A 19,890-nucleotide genomic window follows, 5' to 3' on the forward strand; every position below is an offset into this window, starting at 1 on the left:
TTATCCACAGATACTGTGGAATAGTTCAGGCGGAGCGCTCAGCGAGTAGGAGCAGGTTGCGGGGGGTCAGCTGGCTGGCGCAAAACAGTCCGAGCTGCACCTGGTAGCCCTGTTCCTGCAGGTAGAGGGCGCGGTCGAGGAGCAGCCAGAGTTCCAGTGGGCGGCGGAACAGGGCGCGTGGCAGCTCCAGATTGCGTACTACGGCCAGACGTTGCCAGCCCTGTTGCTCAAGCGCCGACCAGTTGCGCGGAGGCGGCGGCGGGAGTTGCTTGAGCGCGGCAAGGTCTCGGCAGTAGTCGGCAAAGGGCTTGTGTAGCCAGTCTGCGGGCAGCGAGGGAGTGGGTAGGTACTCCGTGCTGTTACGCAGTTCTCGCTGCAGCAGGTCGAAGGCCAGGCGCCAGGCCATCGACTGGTCGCGTTGGCGTCGCGTACGTGAGCTGGCAGTGACGGTTTCACTGAGCGGCAGGCGCAGGTCATCCAGTGACAGCTGCAAGGTGGACTGTTGCGCCGGGCGGCTGAGTGGCTGGTAGTACGCGGTGCTGATGCGGTTGTAACAGCAGGGGGCCACGGCCAGGCGCGGGCAGCCGGCGGCGCTGGCCAGTTGCAGCAGGCGCACGTGCAGGTCGCCACAGGCGTGCAGGGCTACCGGGGTGTGATCGCTATGCAGGGCGGCAGCGCTGTCGTTGGCCAGCACGTCCTGCTGGCGGTGTGTGGCCTGTAGGTGCAGGCGCTGGCTGAGCTGTGCGCCGCTGGCTACCAGTGCCGGGTCGCTCTCCAGGCAGGTCAGTTGCTGCGTGGGCCAGGCTAGCAGGCGACCCAGGTGCCCCTTGCCGGAACACCAGTCGAGCCAGTGTGTTGGCTGAGTGCGAAACGGCAGGCAGCTGGCGAAGGCTTCGATTTGCTGGCGTTTGCGTCCGGGGACGTCGACGAACAGGCTGTGTGGTGTATCGCCCAATGAATGGCTGGGAAATTGCCCCAGGCTGATCAGCTGCCTGGCCTGTGCGGCCAGTTCGGGGTAGGGCGGTGGCGCCTCGGTCAGCTGTTCGGGGTGATTGTGCTGGGTTTCGGCTTGCTCCAGGCTGCGCGCGCGCAGCCAGTTGGCCAAGATGGGGTGCCGGGTTTCCCAGGGCAGCTCCAGCAGGGTGAACGGGCGCGGTCGCCAGATATCCTGATGCTGGCCGAGGAAGGCGTCCAGTGCCTGGAAACGCTCGGCCAGTGCGTTGCCGCTGAGGATCATTGCTCGCTCTCAGCGCCCCTGGCAGGCATCGACGCGTAGCCAACGCTCGAGCAGCTTGAAGGCCTGGACCAGGACAAAGGCGATCAGCAGGTAGAACAGGCCGGCGGCAAAGAAGATCTCTACCGGCAGGTAGGTGCGGGCAATGATGGTGCGCGCCATGCCGGTCAGTTCGAGCAGGGTGATGGTGCTGGCCAGGGCGCTGGCCTTGAGCATCAGGATTACTTCGTTGCTGTAGGCCGGCAGGCCGATGCGTGCAGCGCGCGGCAGGATGATGTGCAGCAGGGTCTGGCGGCGGCCCATGCCCAGGGCGCGTGCAGCTTCGATTTCGCCGGGGGGGATGGCCTGGATGGCACCTCGGAGAATTTCCGCGATATAGGCTGCGGTATGCAGGGTCATGGTGATGATGGCGCACCAGTAAGGGTCACGCAGGTAGGGCCACAGCGGCCCCTGGCGGATCACGTCGAACTGCGCCATGCCGTAGTACACCAGGAATAGCTGCAGCAGCAGTGGTGTGCCGCGGAAGAAGAAGATGTAGCCAAAGGGCAGGGCGCGCACATACCAGTGGCGCGAGGCGCGGGCGATACCCAGCGGGATGGCCAGCAGCAGGCCGGCGATCACCGCGATGGCGACCAGTTCCAGGGTCAGCAAGGCGCCTTCGGTCAGGCGTGGCAACCATTTGATGATGACGTCCCAGTTCATGACGCGCTCCGCACGAAGCCGCGGTTGGCTCGTTTTTCCAGGAAGTACATGCCAGTCATGGCGAGGATGGTCAGCCCCAGGTAGATGAAGGCGGCAACCATGTAGAAAGTGAAGGGCTCTTTGCTGGCCGTTACGGCGATCTGCGAACGACGCATGATTTCCTCAAGGCCGATCACCGAAACCAGCGCGGTGTCCTTCATGAGGATCATGAACAGATTGCCCAGGCCTGGCAGGGCGATGCGCCACATTTGCGGCAGGATGATCGTCCAGAGAATGCGCGGGCGCGACAGGCCCAGGGCCAGACCGGCTTCGCGATGACCTCTGGGAATGGCCAGGATGGCACCCCGGAAGACCTCGGTGGCATAGGCGCCGAAGCACAGGCCAAGGGCGATGGTGCCGGCGGCAAAGGCGTTCAGTTCCAGGCTTTCCAGGCCCAGCCAGTCGGCCAGGCTACGCATCAGGCCGACCGTGCCGAAATAGATGAGCAGTACCCAGAGCAGCTCCGGCACGCCACGTACGATGGTCGAATAGCTGCTGCCCAACCATTGCAGAGGCTTGTAGGACGAGGTTTTGGCCAGGGCGCCGAGCAGGCCCAGCACCAGGCCGACCGCCAGCGCGGCGAGGGCCAGCTGAATGGTCATCCAGGTGCCGGCAGCCAGGGCCGGGCCGAATCCGTGAAGGTCTGGGGTCATTGCTTAACTACGCAAGGCAGGGCCGGGGCGGAGGCCCCGGCCGGTGGCATCAGTAGATGCTGAACGGGAAGTACTTGTCGTTGATCTTCTTGTAGGTGCCGTCTTCGACGATCTCCGCCAGGGCCTTGTTCAGGCGCTCGCGCAGCGGATCGTTCTTGCGTACGGCAATGCCGATCTTGTCGTTGTCGAAGACCGGCTCACCCTTGAACTCGAAGGACTGGCCGGCATCGCTTTTCAGCCATTCCCATTGCACGAAGGTGTCGGCGAGGATGCCGTCGAGGCGTCCGGACGACAGGTCGAGATAGGCGTTTTCCTGGGTGTCGTACAGTTTGATATCGACCACGCCGTCGAGGTTGTCTTCCAGCCAGGTGCCGGCGATGGTCGCGCGTTGGGCGCCAATCACCTTGCCCTTGAGGCTGGCCTTGTCGGTCTTGAATTCGCCACCCTTGGGCGCCACGAACTGCAGCTTGTTGGTGTAGTAGGGCTCGGTGAAGTCGACTGCAGCCTTGCGCTCTTCGGTGATCGACATGGAGGCAATGAGGAAGTCGAACTTCCTGGCATTCAGTGCCGGGATGATGCCGTCCCAGTCGGAAGTGACCACTTCGCACTCAACCGCCATCTTGGCGCACAGTGCCTGGCCGATTTCCACGTCGAAACCACCGACTTGACCACTGGCGTCGATCAGGTTGAAGGGCGGGTAGGCGCCTTCGGTGCCGAGCTTGAGTTTTTCCGCGGCAACGGCCTGGGCGCCGAAGGCCAGGGTGGCAGCAGCAGCGAGCAGGATCTTCTTGTAGTTCTGCATGGTGGAGCTCCGTTAGCGATTGCTGGACATGAATTGCTTGCAGCGGGCCGACTGGGGGTTGTCGAACACCTGGTCGGGCGGGCCTTGCTCCTCGACCAGGCCCTGGTGAAGGAATACCACTTCACTGGATACCTGGCGGGCAAAGTTCATCTCGTGGGTCACCAGCAGCATGGTACGGCCTTCTTCGGCCAGCGCACGGATAACGCTGAGGACTTCCTGCACCATTTCCGGATCGAGTGCCGAAGTGGGCTCGTCGAACAGGATGACCTTGGGCTGCATGGCCAGGGTGCGGGCGATCGCTGCGCGTTGCTGCTGCCCGCCGGACAGCTGGTTGGGGTAGCTGTGGCGTTTGTCGGCAATACCGACCTTGGCCAGCAGGGCTTCGGCGCTGTCGATCGCTTCGGCCTTGCTCAGGCCCAGCACGCGACGCGGTGCCTCGATGATGTTGTCGAGGATGCTCATGTGCGGCCAGAGGTTGAAATTCTGGAACACGAAACCCAGCTCGCTGCGGATGCGGTTGATCTGCTTGTGGCTGGCAGCGACCAGCTCGCCGTTCTTCGCCGCTTTGAGCTTGAGTTCTTCGCCGGCGACGATGATCTGTCCCTGGTGAGGGTTTTCCAGCAGGTTGATGCAGCGCAGGAAGGTCGACTTGCCGGAGCCTGAGGAGCCGAGGATGGAAATCACATCACCGTCGCGGGCGGTGAGGGAAATGCCCTTGAGCACCTCCAGGTCACCGTAGCGCTTGTGCAGGTTGCGAACTTCCAGTGCGGGGGTGGCCTCGGCCATGGCGATTCTCTTTGTTGGCTGGTTATGGGTGTATGTGCCTTCCTGGCAGAAGTGGCAGCGGCCGGGCGATCCACTGGTTTGCTGGCGGTCAAGCTAGCATAGCGTTTTGCCCAGCGCCAAGCCGCATGGGCGTTGAGCCGGGTTGCCGGGCCTGGGCTGTCGCATTGTTGCAGCTGCCTGTCGCCAGGGGCAAAGAATGCCGGGCAGCGCGCGCGGCTGGCACTTTAGCTGATCTGGCTGGTGCTGGCTGCGCGACGGGTGGTCGCGGCTGGCAAGCACCCTAGACAACAAAAAACCCGCACTAGGCGGGTTTTAAGTGTTTGATCGGCAAGGCCGTTCAAACGTAAGAGTGGTGCCCAGAGACGGAATCGAACCGCCGACACGGGGATTTTCAATCCCCTGCTCTACCGACTGAGCTATCTGGGCAACGGGGCGCAATTAAACGGGCTTTGTGCACTAGTGTCAACCCTGCGCCCGAAAAATATTTAATTATTCCGGGCGCTTAGCGATGCTCAGGCGCTGGGCGGCACATAGCCTTCAGCTTTGGCGTAGTCCTCGCCGCTGAGGAACTTGTCCATTTCCTGCTGGAGGAACTTGCGGTCTTCGGCGTTCATCATGTTCAGCCGGCGCTCGTTGATCAGCATGGTCTGGTGCTTCTGCCATTCGTCCCAGGCCTGGCGTGAGACGTTCTGGAAGATGTCTTCACCCTTGGCGCCAGGATAGGGCGGACGATCGAGGCCGGGAAGTTCTTGCTTGTGCTTGCGGCACAGTACGGTACGGGTCATCGCGACTCTCCTTCGGGCAATGCGTGGGCGGCGCGCTTGAGCAGGGTCTTTACCGGGGCTGCCAGGCCCAGGCGCGGCGGGCTGGCGAGGTTATACCAGAGCCAGTCGCCTTCGGCCATGCGCGGGGCAACCTGCTGGCAGTGCACCAGCCAGGGTTCTATGTGTAGCTGGAAGTGGCTGAAGGTATGACTCAGCGTGGGCAGTGCCTGGCGCGCGCCCAGTTGCAGACCGTGCTGGCTGGCCAGGCTTTCGAGGTGGGCCAGCGTGCTGACTTCCGGCAGGCTCCACAGCCCGCCCCATAGCCCGCTTGAAGGGCGGCGATAGAGCAGGATGTCACCCTGCGGATTGCTCAGCAGCGCCATCAGGGTCTGGCGCTGGGGCAGTTGCCGGCGGGGCTTGGGCTCTGGGTAGGCGCTGGGGCAGCCAAGCTGGTGGGCGCGGCAGCTGTCGCGCAGCGGGCAGAGCAGGCAGCTGGGTTTGCTGCGGGTGCACAGCGTGGCGCCCAGGTCCATCATCGCCTGGGTGTAGTGGTTGACGCGTTGCGTGGGCGTCAGCTGCTCGGCCAGTGCCCATAGCTGGCGGGCCACGGCGCTTTCCCCCGGGTAGCCAGGCAGCGCGGCATAGCGCGCCAGTACCCGCTTGACGTTGCCATCCAGGATAGCTGCGCGTAGCCCCATGCTCAGGCTGGCGATGGCGCCTGCGGTAGAGCGACCGATGCCTGGCAGCTCGGCCAGTTGCTCGACGCTGCGCGGGAACTCCCCGGCATGCTGGGTAACGATGATCTGTGCGGTTTTGTGCAGGTTGCGGGCGCGGCTGTAGTAGCCCAGTCCGGTCCACAGGTGCAGCACTTCGTCTTCATGCGCCGCCGCCAGGGCCTGCACGCTGGGCAGGGCCTGCATGAAGCGTTCGAAGTAGCCCAGCACGGTGGCGACCTGGGTTTGTTGCAGCATGATTTCCGACACCCATACCCGATAGGGGCTGATGTCCTGCTGCCAGGGCAGGTCCTTGCGGCCGTGCTGGTCATACCAGGCCAGCACGGCATCGGCGAACGTGTGGGTGGTCATTGCTTGAACAGGCCGCGCAGGGCGTCCTTGAGTTCCGGGCTGACTTTGTCGCCGAGTTTTTCCTCAAGTTTTTCGGTCAGCTTGCTGCCGGCCAGGCGCGCCGCGATCTTGCCCAGGCCGTCCTTGTCCAGGCGGCAGGCCTTGCCGCCCAGCTCCAGTGGGCCGCGGCAGCGCAGCGGCCATTCGATGCCCTGGTAGCGTTCATTGACCTGGCAGGCTGGGTCGGGCATTTCCCGCTGGTCGCCTTCCAGGGTGATGCCGGCACGATAATCCATGCCCAGTACGCGCAGGTCGATGTCGCCCTGGCCCTTGACGCTCAGGCCGGGCAGGCGCACCTGCAGGTCCGGGTTGTTGGCCACGCCGTTGCGAATGCGCAGGCTGCCATCGAGGCGCTGGAACGGGGTGTCGCGACCGCTTGGCGGGTTGCTCAGCGGCTGGCGATTGAGCGTGGCAATGCCCTGGCATAACTGCTGTTCGAGGTTGGCATCGAGCAGTACGCCATCCAGCACGGCGAAACGCATGTCGCCACTGAGGGCATCGACCCAGGCCTGCTGGCTATTGCCCTGGGTGGTCAGTTGAGCCTGCAGGTCGAGCCGGCCGCGCAGCGGCAGCGATTCGCCCTGGGCTTTGAACAGTTGCTCCAGCGGCAGACGGCTGAGGGTTTTGTTGAGGCTCAGGCGAATCGGCTGCTCGCGCAGATCGGCTTCGCCGGTGGCTTCAAGGCGCCCGTCGAACAGTTCGCTGCGCAGCTGTTTAAGGGTCAGACGCCCCTGTTTGGCGTGCAGCTGTAATTGCAGGTTGCGTAGAGGCAGGCCGTCGTAGTTTAGCTGGCCAAGGCTCAGGCTGGCCTGCAGGTCGAGCGGGCGCAGGCGGGCCAGGGGCAGCATCTCGCTCTGGCTCCAGGCCTGCTGGGTCGGCGCGCCAGGCAGTTCGCTGGTGCCGCTGCTGCCGGCGCGGGCCAGCGCTTCGCGGACTTCGCCCTGGCGCTGGCTGGGTTGTTCAGCGGCTTTTGGCGGCAGGTAGCGGTCGAGGTCGAGGCGATCACCCTGCAGTTGCAGGCGCAGGGCCTGGCGTTGCCAGTCGCTGACGGCGATCTGGCCGGTGAAGCGGCTGTCGTCGAGGCGTAGCTTGAGATCCTGCAGGTTCAGGCTCTGGCTGTTGCCGCTGAGACGGGCGCTCAGTTCGAACTGCTCGAGGGCGCCGGCATCGTTCATCGCCGGTAGTTCGATGCCCAGGCCGGTGAGGAACTCGCGCAGGTTGAAGGGGGCCAGGGATAGTCCGCCTTCCAGCTGGCCGCCCTTGTCCAGTTCGCGCAGGCGCAGCTCGCCGATGGCACGCAGTTGGTTGGCGCTGAGCTTGAAGCTGCTCCATTCAGCAATTTGGGCGGCCTGGTCGAGCAGCAGTTGGCCCTGGCTGCTGAACGTCAGCGTCTTGCCTTGCAGGGGTTCGCCGGAGGCTTCGCCCTGCAGCTGCAGGTCTTCCAGCTGGTAGCGCTGCAGGCTGCGCTCGAAGCGCAGTTTGCCGCTGAGTTCGGCCTTGGCGCGCAGCACGGGCTGGTTATTGGCGAAAAAGCCGGACAGCTTGATCGGGATGCTTTGCCCTTCGGTAATCGCCCCGGTACTCAGCTGGATACCCTCCAGGCTGTACTGCTGGCCGCTGGCCAGGTCCTGGTAGCGAATCCGCGCGTTGCTCAGGGTCAGGCTGTCGATGTCCAGACGCACGGCCTGCGTGCTGCTCTGCGGCGCGGCGGGCGGCGGGCTGGCGGGCTGCGCGCCAGTAGCGGGACGGCTATCGCTGGGCGTTGCGGTCTGCGCCTGGCCAAGTTGCTGCCAGTTGCCACGGCCCTGGGCGTCGCGCTGCAAGTCGAGCTCCAGGCCGTCGACCCGGATGGCGCTCATCTGTACTTCGCGGCGCAGCAGGGGCATGACCCGCACCGACAGGCCCAGCAGGCGTACCCGTGCCAGGGGCTGTTCGGGTTGTTGCAGGCTGGCAATGGTTGCGTCGCTCAGTTCCAGGCCCAGCCAGGGGAACAGGCTCCAGCCGATGTCGCCCTGCAGGCGCAGTTCTACGCCGGCCTTGTCGCGGGCCAGCTGGCTGATCTCGTCCTTGTAGTCATTGGGATCGAACAGGTGAGTGAGTGCCAGGCCCAGGGCTACCAGCAGCAGAAGCAGGCCAAGCAGCAGCAGGCCGAGGATTTTGCCGAGCGCTTTCATCAAGCTGTCCTTGTTTCAACAGGGTCCGGGGCGGGGAGTATACCGCTGCCTCACAGGGCGGCGGCGACGCGTTCGGCGATGGCCAGGCTGGCGGTCAGTCCCGGCGATTCGATGCCGAACAGGTTGACCAGGCCGGGCAGGCCGTGATCCCCGGGGGTTTGGATGACGAAGTCGGCGGCCGGTTCCCCGGCGCCGCTGAGTTTCGGCCGTACGCCACTGTAAGCCGGTTGCAGGCGTGCCGGGTCGATGCCCGGATAGTAGCGGGCGATGGCGGCGGCAAACGGCTCGCGCAGGCTGGCATCCACCTGGTAGTCGAGTTCGTTCAGGTAATGGACGTCGGGGCCGAAACGTAGCTGGCCGGCCAGGTCGAGGGTGGCGTGGATGCCCAGCCCGGCCGTGTTGGCCGCAGGCAGCGGGTAGATCAGCTGGCTGAACGGGCTGCGCCCGCTGTAGCTGAAGTAGCGTCCCTGGCAGAGATGCTGACGAGGCACGCCGGTCAGTCCCTGGGTAGCCTGGGCCAGCGCGGGTGCGGCGAAGCCGGCAGCATTGATCACCTGGCCGGCGCGCAGTTGAAAGGGCTCGCCGGCACTCAGCCCGCTGACCCGCCAGCCGCCGGCGTATGGCTCAAGGTGCGTGGCGCGGGTATGCAGGATCAGCTGCGCGCCCTGTCGTTCGGCGTGAGCCAGCAGGGATTGCAGGTAGGCGTGGCTGTCGAAGATGCCGGTGCTCGGCGAGTGTAGGGCGGCCACACCACGCAGGGCCGGCTCGCGCTGGCGCAGTTGTGCGGCATCGAGTGGTTGCAGGTCGTCTACGCCACAGGCCCGGGCATTCTCGGCCAGACGCTGCAGGGCGGGCAGCTCCTCTTCGTCCACGGCCACCAGCAGCTTGCCCAGGCGGCGGTGGGCGATGTGCTGCCTGGCGCACCAGGCATACAGGCGTTCGCGGCCTTCCAGGCACAGGCTGGCCTTGAGCGAGCCGGGTGGGTAGTAGAGACCGGCGTGGATGACTTCGGAGTTGCGGCTGGAGGCGTGGCTGCCGATCAGCGCCTGCGCTTCGATGATCAGGCAGCTGCGTGTGGGCGATGCAAGACGTGCGGCGCAGGCCAGGCCGATGGCGCCGGCGCCGATGATCAGCAGGTCGACCTGGTGCATCGGCTCAGCCGGCCTGGGTCTTGCTCTGCAGGATGACCTGCAGTGCGCTGTCCAGACCTGGCGGCGCCTGCCAGTGCAGCGCTTGTCCGGCTTCAGCGGCCAGACGGCAGGCCTCCGCGTAGAGGCGCCGGGCCACCCCACGACGCCGGGTGACCTGGCGGACGCAGAGGTGTGACAGCTGCCAGCCTTCAGCGCTGCGCGACACGCAGGCGGCACCGAGCAGGCGGTCGTTGAAGCGCCCGGCCAGCAACTGGCCGCTGTCCAGCAGGCTATCCAGCAGATGTTGTGCGTCTTTGTAGGGGGCCAGCAGCCAGTCGGGCGCCTCGGCATAGATTTTCGCCAGGTCAAGACGATCCTGCGCGCTGGGCTGGCGGACAAATTCGACGACAACGGGCATGCGGCGGTCCTCGGGTGGCTAGGCGGGCGAGTGTAAACCCGCTGGCCGGGCGGCCGGTAGCCGGGCCCGCTGCGCCCGGCCTATAATGGCGGCCTTTCCGCAGCATTTATCCCGGAGTTGCACATGGCCGAGCGTACGGCATGCGTCGAGCGCAATACCCTGGAGACCCAGGTCAAGGTCTCGATCAATCTGGATGGCACTGGCAAGGCCAAGTTTGATATTGGCGTGCCTTTCCTCGAGCACATGCTCGACCAGATTGCCCGTCACGGCCTGATCGACCTGGACATCCACTGCAAGGGCGACCTGCATATCGACGATCACCACACCGTGGAAGACGTCGGCATCACCCTCGGCCAGGCGTTCGCCAAGGCCGTCGGCGACAAGAAGGGCATGACCCGTTACGGCCACTCCTATGTGCCGCTGGACGAAGCCCTGTCGCGCGTGGTGATCGATTTCTCCGGTCGTCCCGGCCTGCAGATGCATGTGCCCTTCACCCGCGCGGTGGTCGGCGGCTTCGACGTGGACCTGTTCCAGGAGTTCTTCCAGGGCTTCGTCAACCACGCCTTGGTGACCCTGCACATCGACAACCTGCGCGGGCACAACACCCACCACCAGATCGAGACGGTGTTCAAGGCCTTTGGCCGCGCCCTACGCATGGCCATCGAACTGGACCCGCGCATGGCCGGGCAGATGCCGTCGACCAAAGGGTGCTTGTAAGTGCAGACCGTTGCAGTAATCGACTATGGCATGGGCAACCTGCACTCGGTGGCCAAGGCGCTGGAGCATGTCGGCGCCGGCCGGGTGCTGGTGACCAGCGACGCCAATGTGATCCGCGAGGCTGACCGCGTGGTGTTCCCCGGGGTTGGGGCGATCCGCGACTGCATGGCCGAGATCAAGCGCCTGGGCTTCGACAGCCTGGTGCGCGAGGTCAGCGCTGACCGTCCGTTCCTTGGCATCTGCGTCGGCATGCAGGCCCTGCTGGAGCGCAGCGAGGAGAACGATGGCGTGGACTGCATCAGTCTGTTCCCCGGCCAGGTGCGCTTTTTCGGCAAGGACCTGTATGAAGGGGGCGAACACCTGAAGGTGCCGCACATGGGCTGGAACGAAGTCGAGCAGGTGATCGACCACCCGCTGTGGCACGAGATCCCAAACAAGGGTCGTTTCTACTTCGTGCACAGCTACTACATCGACGCCGGCAATCCCGCCCAGGTGGTCGGGCGTGGTCACTATGGCAAGGACTTCGCCGCGGCGCTGGCCGACGGCTCGAAGTTCGCCGTGCAGTTCCACCCGGAGAAGAGTCACACCCACGGCCTGCAGCTGTTGCAGAACTTTATCGGCTGGAACGGCCGCTAGGCTCGCTCCAGTTGGCGGCTGCGCTTGCCGACTCTGCGTCGCGCGCTGCTCGGACGGCAGCTGCGCTGACGAACGTATGAAATGCGGCCCGGAGGGCGAGCGAAGCGAGTAATCCTCATGTACTGCAGTACATTCCGGTTCCTCCGCTCCGGGCTTCTTGATTCGCCTGCGCTCGCTCACCACCTGAAGCGAGCCAGTTAAGAGGAAGATGTTTGAAATGCTGATTATCCCCGCTATCGATCTCAAGGACGGCGCCTGCGTGCGTCTGCGCCAGGGCCGCATGGAAGACTCCACGGTGTTCTCCGATGACCCGGTGAGCATGGCCGCCAAGTGGGTCGAGGGCGGCTGCCGCCGTCTGCACCTGGTCGACCTGAACGGCGCCTTCGAAGGCCAGCCGGTCAACGGTGAAGTGGTCACCGCCATCGCCAAGCGCTACCCGACCCTGCCGATCCAGATCGGCGGCGGCATCCGCACCTTGGAGACCATCGAGCACTATGTGCGCGCCGGTGTCAGCTACGTGATCATCGGTACCAAGGCCGTGAAGGATCCGCAGTTTGTCACTGACGCCTGCAAGGCCTTCCCGGGCAAGGTGATCGTCGGTCTGGATGCCAAGGATGGCTTCGTCGCCACCGACGGCTGGGCCGAGGTATCGAGCGTGCAGGCGACTGATCTGGCCAAGCGTTTCGAAGCTGACGGTGTATCCGCCATCGTTTATACCGATATCGCCAAAGACGGCATGATGCAGGGCTGCAACGTCGAGGCCACCGCCGCGCTGGCCGTTGCCAGCCGCATCCCGGTGATCGCCTCCGGCGGTATCCATAACCTCGGCGATGTCGAGAAGCTGCTGCTGGCGCGCTCGCCGGGCATCATCGGCGCCATCACCGGCCGTGCCATCTATGAAGGCACCCTGGATGTCGCCGAGGCGCAAGCCTTCTGCGATCGGCAGGCGAAATACGAATAAGGCGCTGGAGGCTGGAGGCTGGACGATGGCCGAGTTGCCTTTTCGTTCAGCTTTCAGCCTCCAGCCTCCAGCGAATTCAGGATTGGGAGGCCCGCATGGCCCTCGCTAAACGCATTATTCCCTGCCTCGACGTGGACAATGGCCGCGTGGTCAAGGGCGTCAAGTTCGAGAACATCCGCGACGCCGGTGACCCGGTGGAAATCGCCCGCCGCTACGACGAGCAGGGCGCCGACGAGATTACCTTCCTCGACATTACCGCCAGCGTCGACGGCCGTGACACCACCCTACACACGGTGGAGCGCATGGCCAGCCAGGTGTTCATCCCGCTCACCGTCGGTGGCGGCGTGCGTACCGTGCAGGACATCCGCAACCTGCTGAACGCCGGTGCCGACAAGGTGTCGATCAACACCGCCGCGGTGTTCAATCCGGAGTTCGTCGGCGAGGCCGCCGCGCGCTTCGGCTCGCAGTGCATCGTCGTCGCCATCGATGCCAAAAAAGTTGCCCCGGGCCGCTGGGAAATCTTCACCCATGGCGGACGCAAGTCGACCGGCCTGGATGCCGTGCTCTGGGCGAAGAAGATGGAAGACCTCGGCGCGGGCGAAATTCTCCTGACCAGCATGGATCAGGACGGCGTGAAAAGCGGCTACGACCTCGGCGTGACCCGCGCCATCAGCGAGAGCGTGGGCATCCCGGTGATCGCCTCCGGCGGCGTCGGCAACCTGCAACACCTGGCTGCCGGTATCCTCGAAGGCAAGGCCGACGCGGTGCTGGCCGCCAGCATCTTCCACTTTGGCGAATACAGCGTGCCGGAAGCCAAGGCCTACCTGGCCAGTCGCGGTATCGTGGTACGTTGACTGCCGTCTGGTGTTTTGCCATGACGCAGGTCGCAGCTTGGGCATGATGGGCTTGGCAAGCCGCCGACGCTGATTAAGCTGCGCCCTTTGCAAGGCTATGGAAGCCGTGGAGGGAACACATGCACAAGATACTGCTGAGCCTGTCTTTGGTCTGGGGCCTGTTGCTGGGGCTGCCGGCACAGGCCGAGGATGCGCCTGTCGCGGAAATCGTTCTGCTGACCGAAAACTTCCCGCCCTACAACATGGCCAGCAACGGGCGCAATTTTGCCCGTGAAGACCAGTTGCAGGGAATTGCCGTCGAGTTGGTACAGGAGATGTTCCAGCGCGCCGGGGTCAGCTACCACATGACCCTGCGTTTCCCCTGGGCGCGTATCTACAAGATGGCCATGGACAATCCCAATCACGGGGTTTTCACGATTGCCCGACTGCGCGAGCGTGGCCCGCTGTTCAAGTGGGTGGGGCCGCTGGGTACCGATGACTGGGTGCTGTTGGCCAACGCCGACAGCAACATCCGCCTGGACAACCTGCAGCAGGCGGGTGCTTATCGTATCGGCGCCTACAAGGACGACGCGATTTCCCAGCATCTGCAGGCCGAAGGCATTCCTTTCAGCACGTCGCTGCGTGACCAGGAGAATCTCAGCAAGCTGCAGAAGGGGCAGATCGACCTGTGGGCCACGGGTGACCTGTCCGGGCGTTACCTGGCCAAACAGGAGGGTGTCAGCGGGCTGAAGACCGTGCTGCGCTTCAACAGTACTGACCTGTACCTGGCCCTCAACCCGCAGACCCCGGATGAGGTGGTCAACAAACTCCAGCAGGCGTTGCAGGAAATGCAGGCGGAAGGCGCCCTGGCGCGCATCGTCGCCAAGTACCTGTAACGCCCCGGCGCGGCCAGGGAGCGTGGCCGCGTGACTGTTCGCAGGATGCGCTATTGCAACTCATGCTTTCGGGTGGACTCCATGCGCAAATTGCTCAAACGTTCTCTGGCTGTAGCCAGTCTGGCCTTGGCCGGCCTGGCTCAGGCGGAGGTTCCTGCGGACTACAAGGTTATCCTGCTCACCGAAAACTTCCCGCCCTACAACATGGCGATCAACGGCAAGAACTTTGCGCAGGAAGACAATATCGACGGCATCGCCGTGGATATCATTCGCGAGATGTTCAAGCGTGCCGGCATCGAGTACAGCATGACCCTGCGTTTTCCCTGGGAGCGCATCTACAAGCTGGCCCTGGAAAAGCCGGGCTATGGAGTGTTCGTCACCGCCCGCCTGCCGGAGCGCGAGGAGCAGTTCAAATGGGTCGGCCCGATTGGTCCGGATGACTGGGTGCTGCTTGGCCGTGCCGACAGCAACATTCGTCTGAACAGCCTGGCCGAGGCAGCCAGCTATCAGGTGGGCGCCTACAAGGGGGATGCCATCTCCGAGCACCTCCTCGAACAGGGATTGCAGCCGGTGCTGGCGCTGCGTGACCAGCTCAATGCACAGAAGCTGCAGTCCGGGCAGATTGACCTGTGGGCTACCGGCGACCCCGCAGGCCGCTATCTGGCCAAGCAGGAGGGGATCAGCGGGCTGAAAACCATCCTGCGTTTCGATAGCGCGGAGCTTTACCTGGCACTGAATCGCGAAGTGCCGGACGAGGTAGTCAGCAAGCTGCAGGCCGAGCTGGACAAGTTGCGTGAAGAGGGTTTTGTCGACGACATCGTCAACAACTATCTTTGATAGGCCCGCTGGCATCTGACAACAACAATCCTGAAGAGCCAAGATCATGCTGAAAACTTGCAAACGCGTCCTTTGTGCCAGCCTGCTGCTGGCGGCTAGCAGCGCCCAGGCCGAACTGCCGGAAGGCTACAAAATGGTCGTGCTGACCGAAAACTTCCCGCCATTCAACATGGCCGTGGATGACAAGAACTTTGCCCGTGATGATGGTATCGATGGCATCAGTGCAGAAATTGTCCGCGAGATGTTCAAGCGTGCCGGCATCGACTACAGCATGACCCTGCGCTTTCCCTGGGATCGCCTGTACCGGTTGACCCTCGACAAGCCCGGCTATGCCTTGTTTTCCACGACGCGTACCGCCGAGCGTGAAGCCCTGTTCAAGTGGGTGGGGCCGCTGGGGGAAACTTCCTGGGTGCTGATGGCGCGTGGCGATAGTGCCATCCAGGTGAACAACCTGAGTGAAGCCAGCCAGTACCGTATTGGTGCCTACAAAAACAACGCGCTCAGCCAGTCGCTGGAAAGCCAGAAGATTCCGCTGGTGCTGTCGCTGCGTGATCAGGAAAACATTCGCAAGCTGGCCGCCGGGCAGATCGACCTGTGGGCCACCGACGATCCGGCGGGACGCTACATGGCGCGCGCCGAAGGCGTGCAGGGACTCAAGGTGGTCTTGAAGATGAACCAGGCCCAACTCTACCTGGCGCTCAACAAGGATACCCCGGACGAGGTGGTCGAGCGTCTGCAGAAGGCCCTGGATGAGATGCGCCAGGAAGGTTTCGTCGAGGAAATGACCAACAGCTACCTGTAGGTCGCGAGCCCGGTCTGAGTGCCGGGCTGCCTGTCTGCCGAGCAGGCCCTACTGGCGGGTGATGTTCAGGCCCTTGAGCAGGTTGAGCGCCTGGCTTAGTTGGTAGTCGTCATCCTGCGGGCGTGGGCTGCGCGTATCCTGGCGGCGCGGCTTGTCCGGTTGGCCATTGCCGTTGCCCAGGTGGCCTGCCAGGTCGGCTTCCTTGATGCCTTCGTTGTCCTGCTCGCGGGTGACGCGGGCGCGTGCCACCTCGATGTCCGGGACGATGCCCTGGGCCTGGATCGAACGCCCCTTGGGCGTGAAGTACAGGGCGGTGGTCAGTTTCAGGGCGCGCTCGTTGTTCAGCGGCAGGATGGTCTGTACCGAGCCTTTGCCGAAGCTGTCGGTGCCCATCAGTACTGCGCGGCGATGATCCTGCAGGGCGCCGGCAACGATTTCCGAAGCCGAGGCGCTGCCGCCGTTGATCAGTACCACCAGTGGCACACCCTCGCTGGCATCTTCGGGGTCGGCCGAGAAGCGCAGCTCGGAGTTGGCCAGACGCCCCTCGGTGTAGACGATCAAGCCCTTGCTGAGGAAGTGGTCGGTCACTTCGACGGCGGCCTGTAGCACGCCCCCCGGGTTGTTGCGCAGGTCGAGTACCAGGCCCTTGAGCGGCTGCTTGCCGTTGTCACGCTTGAGTTTGCTCAGCGCCTTGGCCACTTCGTCGCCGGTATTGATCTGGAACTGACTGATGCGGATCAGTCCGTAACCGTCATCCAGCAACTGGCTCTTCACGCTGCGCACCTTGATCACCGCACGCTGCAGGGGCAGATCGAACGGCTGGCCGCCTTCACGCACCAGGGTCAGTAGTACCTTGCTGCCCGGCTTGCCACGCAGTTTCTCCACCGCCTCCATCATCGACCAGCCCTTGGTCGGCTGGTTGTCGATCTTGAGGATCAGGTCGCCCGGCTGGATACCGGCCTTGGAGGCCGGGGTGTCGTCGATGGGCGAGATGACCTTGAGGAAGCCGTCCTCCATGCCGACCTCGATACCCAGGCCGCCGAATTCGCCACTGGTGCTTTCCTGCAGTTCGGCGAAGGCCTGTGGTTCGAGGTAGGCCGAATGCGGGTCAAGGTTGCTGAGCATGCCTTTGATGGCGTTTTCCAGCAGGGTCTTGTCGTCGATGGGTTCGATGTAGGCACTCTTGATGCGGTCGAGCACCTCGGCAAAGGTGCGCAGCTCGTCCAGCGGCAGTTCCGCCTTGGCGGGCGCTGGTTCGGCGGCCTGCAGAGGGCCGGTCAGCAGGCTCAGGGCCAGGGCAAAAGGGGTAAGGCGAAAGCGGTGCAGCATGCTGTGCTAACTCCAGAAAAGAAGGATCAACCGTGGCTCCGGCACCACTGCGCCGGGTCGCTGGGGCGCCCCTGCTGGCGAATGGCAAAGTACAGCGCGGCGCTTTGCTGGCCGCCACTGCTGCCCACCGTGGCAATGGTTTCGCCGGCGCTGACCAGGTCACCGGGGTTTTTCAACAGGCTTTGATTATGGCCATACAGGCTCAGATAGCCATTGCCATGGTCGATGATCACCAGCAGCCCGGCACCACGCAACCAGTCGGCAAAGACTACGCGGCCACCATGTACGGCGCGCACCGGGCTACCGGCGCTGGCGCCAATCAGCACGCCGTCCCAGGTGCTGCGGGCGTCGCCGGCGCGCGGGCTGCCGTAGCGGGCCAGCAGGCGGCCGTCCACCGGCCAGGGCAGCTTGCCTTTGGCCTGGGCAAAGGGCCCCGACTGGCCGCTCCCGCTGCTGACCTGCGGGCCGCTGCCAGGGGTGCCGGGGGTGCTTTGTTGGGCCAGGCGCTGGGCTTCTGCCGCGCGTTGCCGAGCCAGCTCGGCTTCACGTGCCTGGCGGGCCAGGGTTTCCTCGATGGTGCGCAGTACCCGGGCAAATTCGGCCTGCTCCTGCTGGCGGGCACGCAGCCGCTGATCACGACTGCGGTATTCCCGGTTGAGTTTGGCCAGGGCTTGCTGGCGTTGCTGGCGCACCTTGGCCAGCTCGTCGCGGCGGCCCTGCAGCTCGTGCTGGCGCTCGGCCAGGCGATTTTGCTGGGCAATGATGTCGTACTCGACATTGGCCAGTTGGCGCAGGGTCTCATTGAAGGTTTCCAGCTGGCGCAGGCGGGCCTGCCCCAGGTATTCATACTGGGTCAGGGTGCGTGACAGCTGTTCCGGTCGTTGCTGGTTGAGCAGCAGGCGCAGAGGCTCCTGACGGCCACTCTGGTAGGCGGCGCGGGCCTGGATGCCAATCAGTTGCTGTTGCTCAAGGCGCGATTGCTGGAGTTTTTTTTTCTCACCGTCGAGCCGCTGCAGCTCGCTTTCGCTGTCCTTGATCTCTTCCTGCAGGTGCTTGATGTCGCGCTCCAGGCCGCCCATCTCACGTTCGGTCTTCTGCAGGGCCTGCTGTACGCTGGACTTCTCTTTTTCCAGGGTTTTCAGCAGTTTTTGCAGTTCGGCGACGTCCTGGCGGGCCTTTTCCAGTTGTTGCTGGGCGGCGCTACGCTCGTCGGCCTGGGCCAACAGGCAGAACGCGCTAAGCAGGACGATGGACAGGGTGCGAAGCATGGCGAGGCTCACCGCTGGAAAAGACCGGCCTAGTATGCCTAAAAAAGCCGGGGCAGGCTGCACGCGACAGTCGTGAAAAGCGATGGGGTTGGCGCAGCTGGCTTGCCGCTGTCGCGCGTGCACTGCTCAGCGGTCACGTGCTGGGCTGGCAGCACGCGACCGCTGGCGAGCGCTTAGTGCAGCTGGACGATGCTGGTGCCGGTCATTTCCGCAGGAACCGGCAAGCCCATCAGGGTCAGCAGGGTCGGTGCCACGTCGGCCAGTACGCCGCCTGCGCGGATGCTCGCCGGGCGCTTGCCGACATAGATGAAGGGCACCGGCTCGCAGGTGTGCGCGGTATGCGCCTGGCCGGTGCACTCATCTTCCATCTGCTCGACGTTGCCGTGGTCGGCGGTGATCAGCGCTTCACCACCGACCTTGTCCAGCGCCTCGACGATGCGCCCGACGCAACTGTCGAGGGTTTCCACGGCCTTGACCGCGGCCTCGAATACCCCGGTGTGGCCGACCATGTCGCCGTTGGCGTAGTTGACGATGATCACGTCATAGCGCTGGTTTTCGATGGCCTCGACAATCCGTTCGGTCACCTCGGGGGCGCTCATCTCCGGCTGCAGGTCATAGGTGGCGACGTTCGGCGAGGGAATCAGGATGCGTTCTTCCCCGGCAAACGGTTCTTCGCGGCCGCCGGAGAAGAAGAAGGTCACGTGGGCGTATTTCTCGGTTTCGGCAATACGCAGCTGGGTCTTGCCGTTCTTCGCCAGGTATTCGCCGAGCACGTTGTCCAGCGATTCAGGGGCAAAGGCGCAGGGCGCGGGGATGCTTGCCGCGTACTGGGTGAGCATCACGAAGCCGGCCAGTTGCGGCACGCGCGGGCGTTGGAACTCCTGGAAGCCCGGCTCGACAAAGGCGCGGGTCAGCTCGCGGGCGCGGTCGGCGCGGAAGTTCATGAACACCACGGCGTCGCCGTCTTCCACCTTGACCGGTGCACCGATGGTGGTGGCCTTGACGAACTCGTCGCTCTCCTCGCGGGCATAGGCGGCGGCCAGGCCTTCGCTGGCGCTGTCGGCGGCGAACTGCCCCTGGCCGTCGACGATTAGCTGCCAGGCCTGCTCGACGCGGTCCCAGCGGTTGTCGCGGTCCATCGCGTAGTAGCGGCCGATCACGCTGGCAATGCGCCCTTTGCCCAGCCTGGCGAAGGTGGCGTCGAGCAGTTCGATGGACGGCTGGGCGCTGCGCGGCGGGGTGTCGCGACCGTCGAGGAAGGCATGCAGGTAGATCTTCTCGGCGCCGCGCTGGGCAGCGAGTTCCGCCATGGCGACCAGGTGATCCTGGTGGCTGTGGACGCCGCCGTCGGAGAGCAGACCGAGGATGTGCACCGCCTTGCCGGCAATCACGGCCTTGTCCACCGCGGCATTGATCACGGCGTTGTCGAAGAACTCACCGTCGCGGATGGCCTTGGTCACCCGGGTGAAGTCCTGGTACACCACGCGGCCGGCGCCGAGGTTCATGTGGCCCACCTCGGAGTTGCCCATCTGCCCGTCCGGCAGGCCGACATCCATGCCGCTGCCGGAAATCAGGCCGTGCGGCTGGGTGGCGCGCAGGCGATCGTAGACCGGGGTATGCGCCGCGTGGATGGCGTTGTACTCGGGCTTGTCGCTGTGGCCGAAGCCGTCGAGGATGATCAGGACCAGGGGTTTGGGCGTGGCGCTCATGCAGGCTGGCTCGCTCTGGGCAGTGGCTGGAAAGGCGGGATTTTAAGAGCTGCGGCGCGTGTCGTCACGGCTTGCC

The 19,890-nt window shown here is 64.4% G+C and carries 20 protein-coding genes and 1 tRNA gene; 7 read left to right on the forward strand and 14 right to left on the reverse strand.

Annotation, left to right across the window (positions count from 1 at the left end; translation table 11 throughout):
- Window positions 1-25: 25 nt before the first annotated feature.
- The 11 genes from CFY91_RS01415 to CFY91_RS01465 form a co-directional block, all read right to left on the reverse strand.
- Complete coding sequence (locus tag CFY91_RS01415; RefSeq protein WP_093984543.1) at window positions 26-1,237, reverse strand: methyltransferase; 1,212 nt, start codon at window positions 1,235-1,237, stop codon at window positions 26-28.
- A 9-nt stretch (window positions 1,238-1,246) separates the two neighbouring features.
- Window positions 1,247-1,936: an ABC transporter permease gene (locus CFY91_RS01420; protein ID WP_093984544.1), complete on the reverse strand. Its 690-nt coding sequence runs from the start codon at window positions 1,934-1,936 to the stop codon at window positions 1,247-1,249.
- Window positions 1,933-2,628 carry an ABC transporter permease gene (locus tag CFY91_RS01425; protein ID WP_093984545.1) on the reverse strand — a complete coding sequence of 232 codons (696 nt, stop codon included), beginning with the start codon at window positions 2,626-2,628 and terminating at the stop codon, window positions 1,933-1,935. The genes CFY91_RS01420 and CFY91_RS01425 overlap by 4 nt, the downstream gene beginning before the upstream one ends.
- 49 nt (window positions 2,629-2,677) lie before the next feature.
- Entirely contained in the window at window positions 2,678-3,430 is a 753-nt protein-coding gene (locus CFY91_RS01430) for an ABC transporter substrate-binding protein (protein WP_093984546.1), read from the reverse strand.
- 12 nt (window positions 3,431-3,442) lie between these two features.
- Window positions 3,443-4,216 carry an ABC transporter ATP-binding protein gene (locus tag CFY91_RS01435; RefSeq protein ID WP_093984547.1) on the reverse strand — a complete coding sequence of 258 codons (774 nt, stop codon included), beginning with the start codon at window positions 4,214-4,216 and terminating at the stop codon, window positions 3,443-3,445.
- Between the two features lie 350 nt (window positions 4,217-4,566).
- Window positions 4,567-4,642: transfer RNA gene (locus CFY91_RS01440), tRNA-Phe, on the reverse strand.
- A gap of 86 nt (window positions 4,643-4,728) precedes the next feature.
- The gene (locus CFY91_RS01445) at window positions 4,729-5,001 is read right to left on the reverse strand and encodes an oxidative damage protection protein (protein WP_093984548.1); all 273 of its coding nucleotides are present in this window, start codon (window positions 4,999-5,001) and stop codon (window positions 4,729-4,731) included.
- Window positions 4,998-6,065, reverse strand: a complete 1,068-nt coding sequence (mutY, locus tag CFY91_RS01450) for an A/G-specific adenine glycosylase (protein WP_093984549.1) — start codon at window positions 6,063-6,065, stop codon at window positions 4,998-5,000. Before mutY ends, CFY91_RS01445 begins: the two co-directional genes overlap by 4 nt.
- The gene (locus CFY91_RS01455) at window positions 6,062-8,278 is read right to left on the reverse strand and encodes an AsmA family protein (RefSeq protein ID WP_093984550.1); all 2,217 of its coding nucleotides are present in this window, start codon (window positions 8,276-8,278) and stop codon (window positions 6,062-6,064) included. Before CFY91_RS01455 ends, mutY begins: the two co-directional genes overlap by 4 nt.
- Before the next feature lie 50 nt (window positions 8,279-8,328).
- On the reverse strand, window positions 8,329-9,429 hold the full coding sequence (locus CFY91_RS01460; protein ID WP_093984551.1) for an NAD(P)/FAD-dependent oxidoreductase: 1,101 nt from the start codon (window positions 9,427-9,429) through the stop codon (window positions 8,329-8,331).
- Between the two features lie 4 nt (window positions 9,430-9,433).
- Entirely contained in the window at window positions 9,434-9,826 is a 393-nt protein-coding gene (locus CFY91_RS01465) for an acetyl-CoA sensor PanZ family protein (RefSeq protein WP_093984552.1), read from the reverse strand.
- Between the two features lie 123 nt (window positions 9,827-9,949).
- Between CFY91_RS01465 and hisB the strand changes: the two genes are divergently transcribed.
- The 7 genes from hisB (at window position 9,950) to CFY91_RS01500 (ending at window position 15,508) form a co-directional block, all read left to right on the forward strand.
- On the forward strand, window positions 9,950-10,543 hold the full coding sequence (gene hisB, locus CFY91_RS01470; protein ID WP_093984553.1) for an imidazoleglycerol-phosphate dehydratase HisB: 594 nt from the start codon (window positions 9,950-9,952) through the stop codon (window positions 10,541-10,543).
- Window positions 10,544-11,179, forward strand: coding sequence for an imidazole glycerol phosphate synthase subunit HisH (gene hisH, locus CFY91_RS01475; protein ID WP_093984554.1), 636 nt, complete (start codon window positions 10,544-10,546; stop codon window positions 11,177-11,179).
- Window positions 11,180-11,396: 217 nt separating this feature from the next.
- Window positions 11,397-12,140, forward strand: a complete 744-nt coding sequence (hisA, locus tag CFY91_RS01480) for a 1-(5-phosphoribosyl)-5-[(5-phosphoribosylamino)methylideneamino]imidazole-4-carboxamide isomerase (RefSeq protein ID WP_093984591.1) — start codon at window positions 11,397-11,399, stop codon at window positions 12,138-12,140.
- Between the two features lie 95 nt (window positions 12,141-12,235).
- Window positions 12,236-12,994, forward strand: coding sequence for an imidazole glycerol phosphate synthase subunit HisF (gene hisF / locus CFY91_RS01485; RefSeq protein WP_093984555.1), 759 nt, complete (start codon window positions 12,236-12,238; stop codon window positions 12,992-12,994).
- A 119-nt stretch (window positions 12,995-13,113) separates the two neighbouring features.
- On the forward strand, window positions 13,114-13,869 hold the full coding sequence (locus CFY91_RS01490) for a substrate-binding periplasmic protein (protein ID WP_093984556.1): 756 nt from the start codon (window positions 13,114-13,116) through the stop codon (window positions 13,867-13,869).
- Between the two features lie 81 nt (window positions 13,870-13,950).
- Window positions 13,951-14,706, forward strand: a complete 756-nt coding sequence (locus CFY91_RS01495; RefSeq protein ID WP_093984557.1) for a substrate-binding periplasmic protein — start codon at window positions 13,951-13,953, stop codon at window positions 14,704-14,706.
- Window positions 14,707-14,752: 46 nt separating this feature from the next.
- Window positions 14,753-15,508 (forward strand): substrate-binding periplasmic protein, encoded by a 756-nt coding sequence (locus tag CFY91_RS01500; RefSeq protein WP_093984558.1) that lies wholly within the window; start codon window positions 14,753-14,755, stop codon window positions 15,506-15,508.
- Between the two features lie 48 nt (window positions 15,509-15,556).
- On the opposite strand, the gene CFY91_RS01505 is transcribed toward CFY91_RS01500, so the two are convergent.
- The 3 genes from CFY91_RS01505 to gpmI all read right to left on the reverse strand — a co-directional run bounded on the left by CFY91_RS01505 (window position 15,557) and on the right by gpmI (window position 19,814).
- Entirely contained in the window at window positions 15,557-16,837 is a 1,281-nt protein-coding gene (locus tag CFY91_RS01505; protein ID WP_093984559.1) for a S41 family peptidase, read from the reverse strand.
- Window positions 16,838-16,863: 26 nt separating this feature from the next.
- The gene (locus tag CFY91_RS01510; RefSeq protein ID WP_093984560.1) at window positions 16,864-18,105 is read right to left on the reverse strand and encodes a murein hydrolase activator EnvC family protein; all 1,242 of its coding nucleotides are present in this window, start codon (window positions 18,103-18,105) and stop codon (window positions 16,864-16,866) included.
- Window positions 18,106-18,278: 173 nt separating this feature from the next.
- Complete coding sequence (gene gpmI / locus CFY91_RS01515; RefSeq protein WP_093984561.1) at window positions 18,279-19,814, reverse strand: 2,3-bisphosphoglycerate-independent phosphoglycerate mutase; 1,536 nt, start codon at window positions 19,812-19,814, stop codon at window positions 18,279-18,281.
- Between the last annotated feature and the right edge of the window lie 76 nt (window positions 19,815-19,890).

It is taken from the genome of Pseudomonas fluvialis (assembly GCF_002234375.1).
In the GTDB taxonomy this organism is placed as follows: domain Bacteria; phylum Pseudomonadota; class Gammaproteobacteria; order Pseudomonadales; family Pseudomonadaceae; genus Aquipseudomonas; species Aquipseudomonas fluvialis.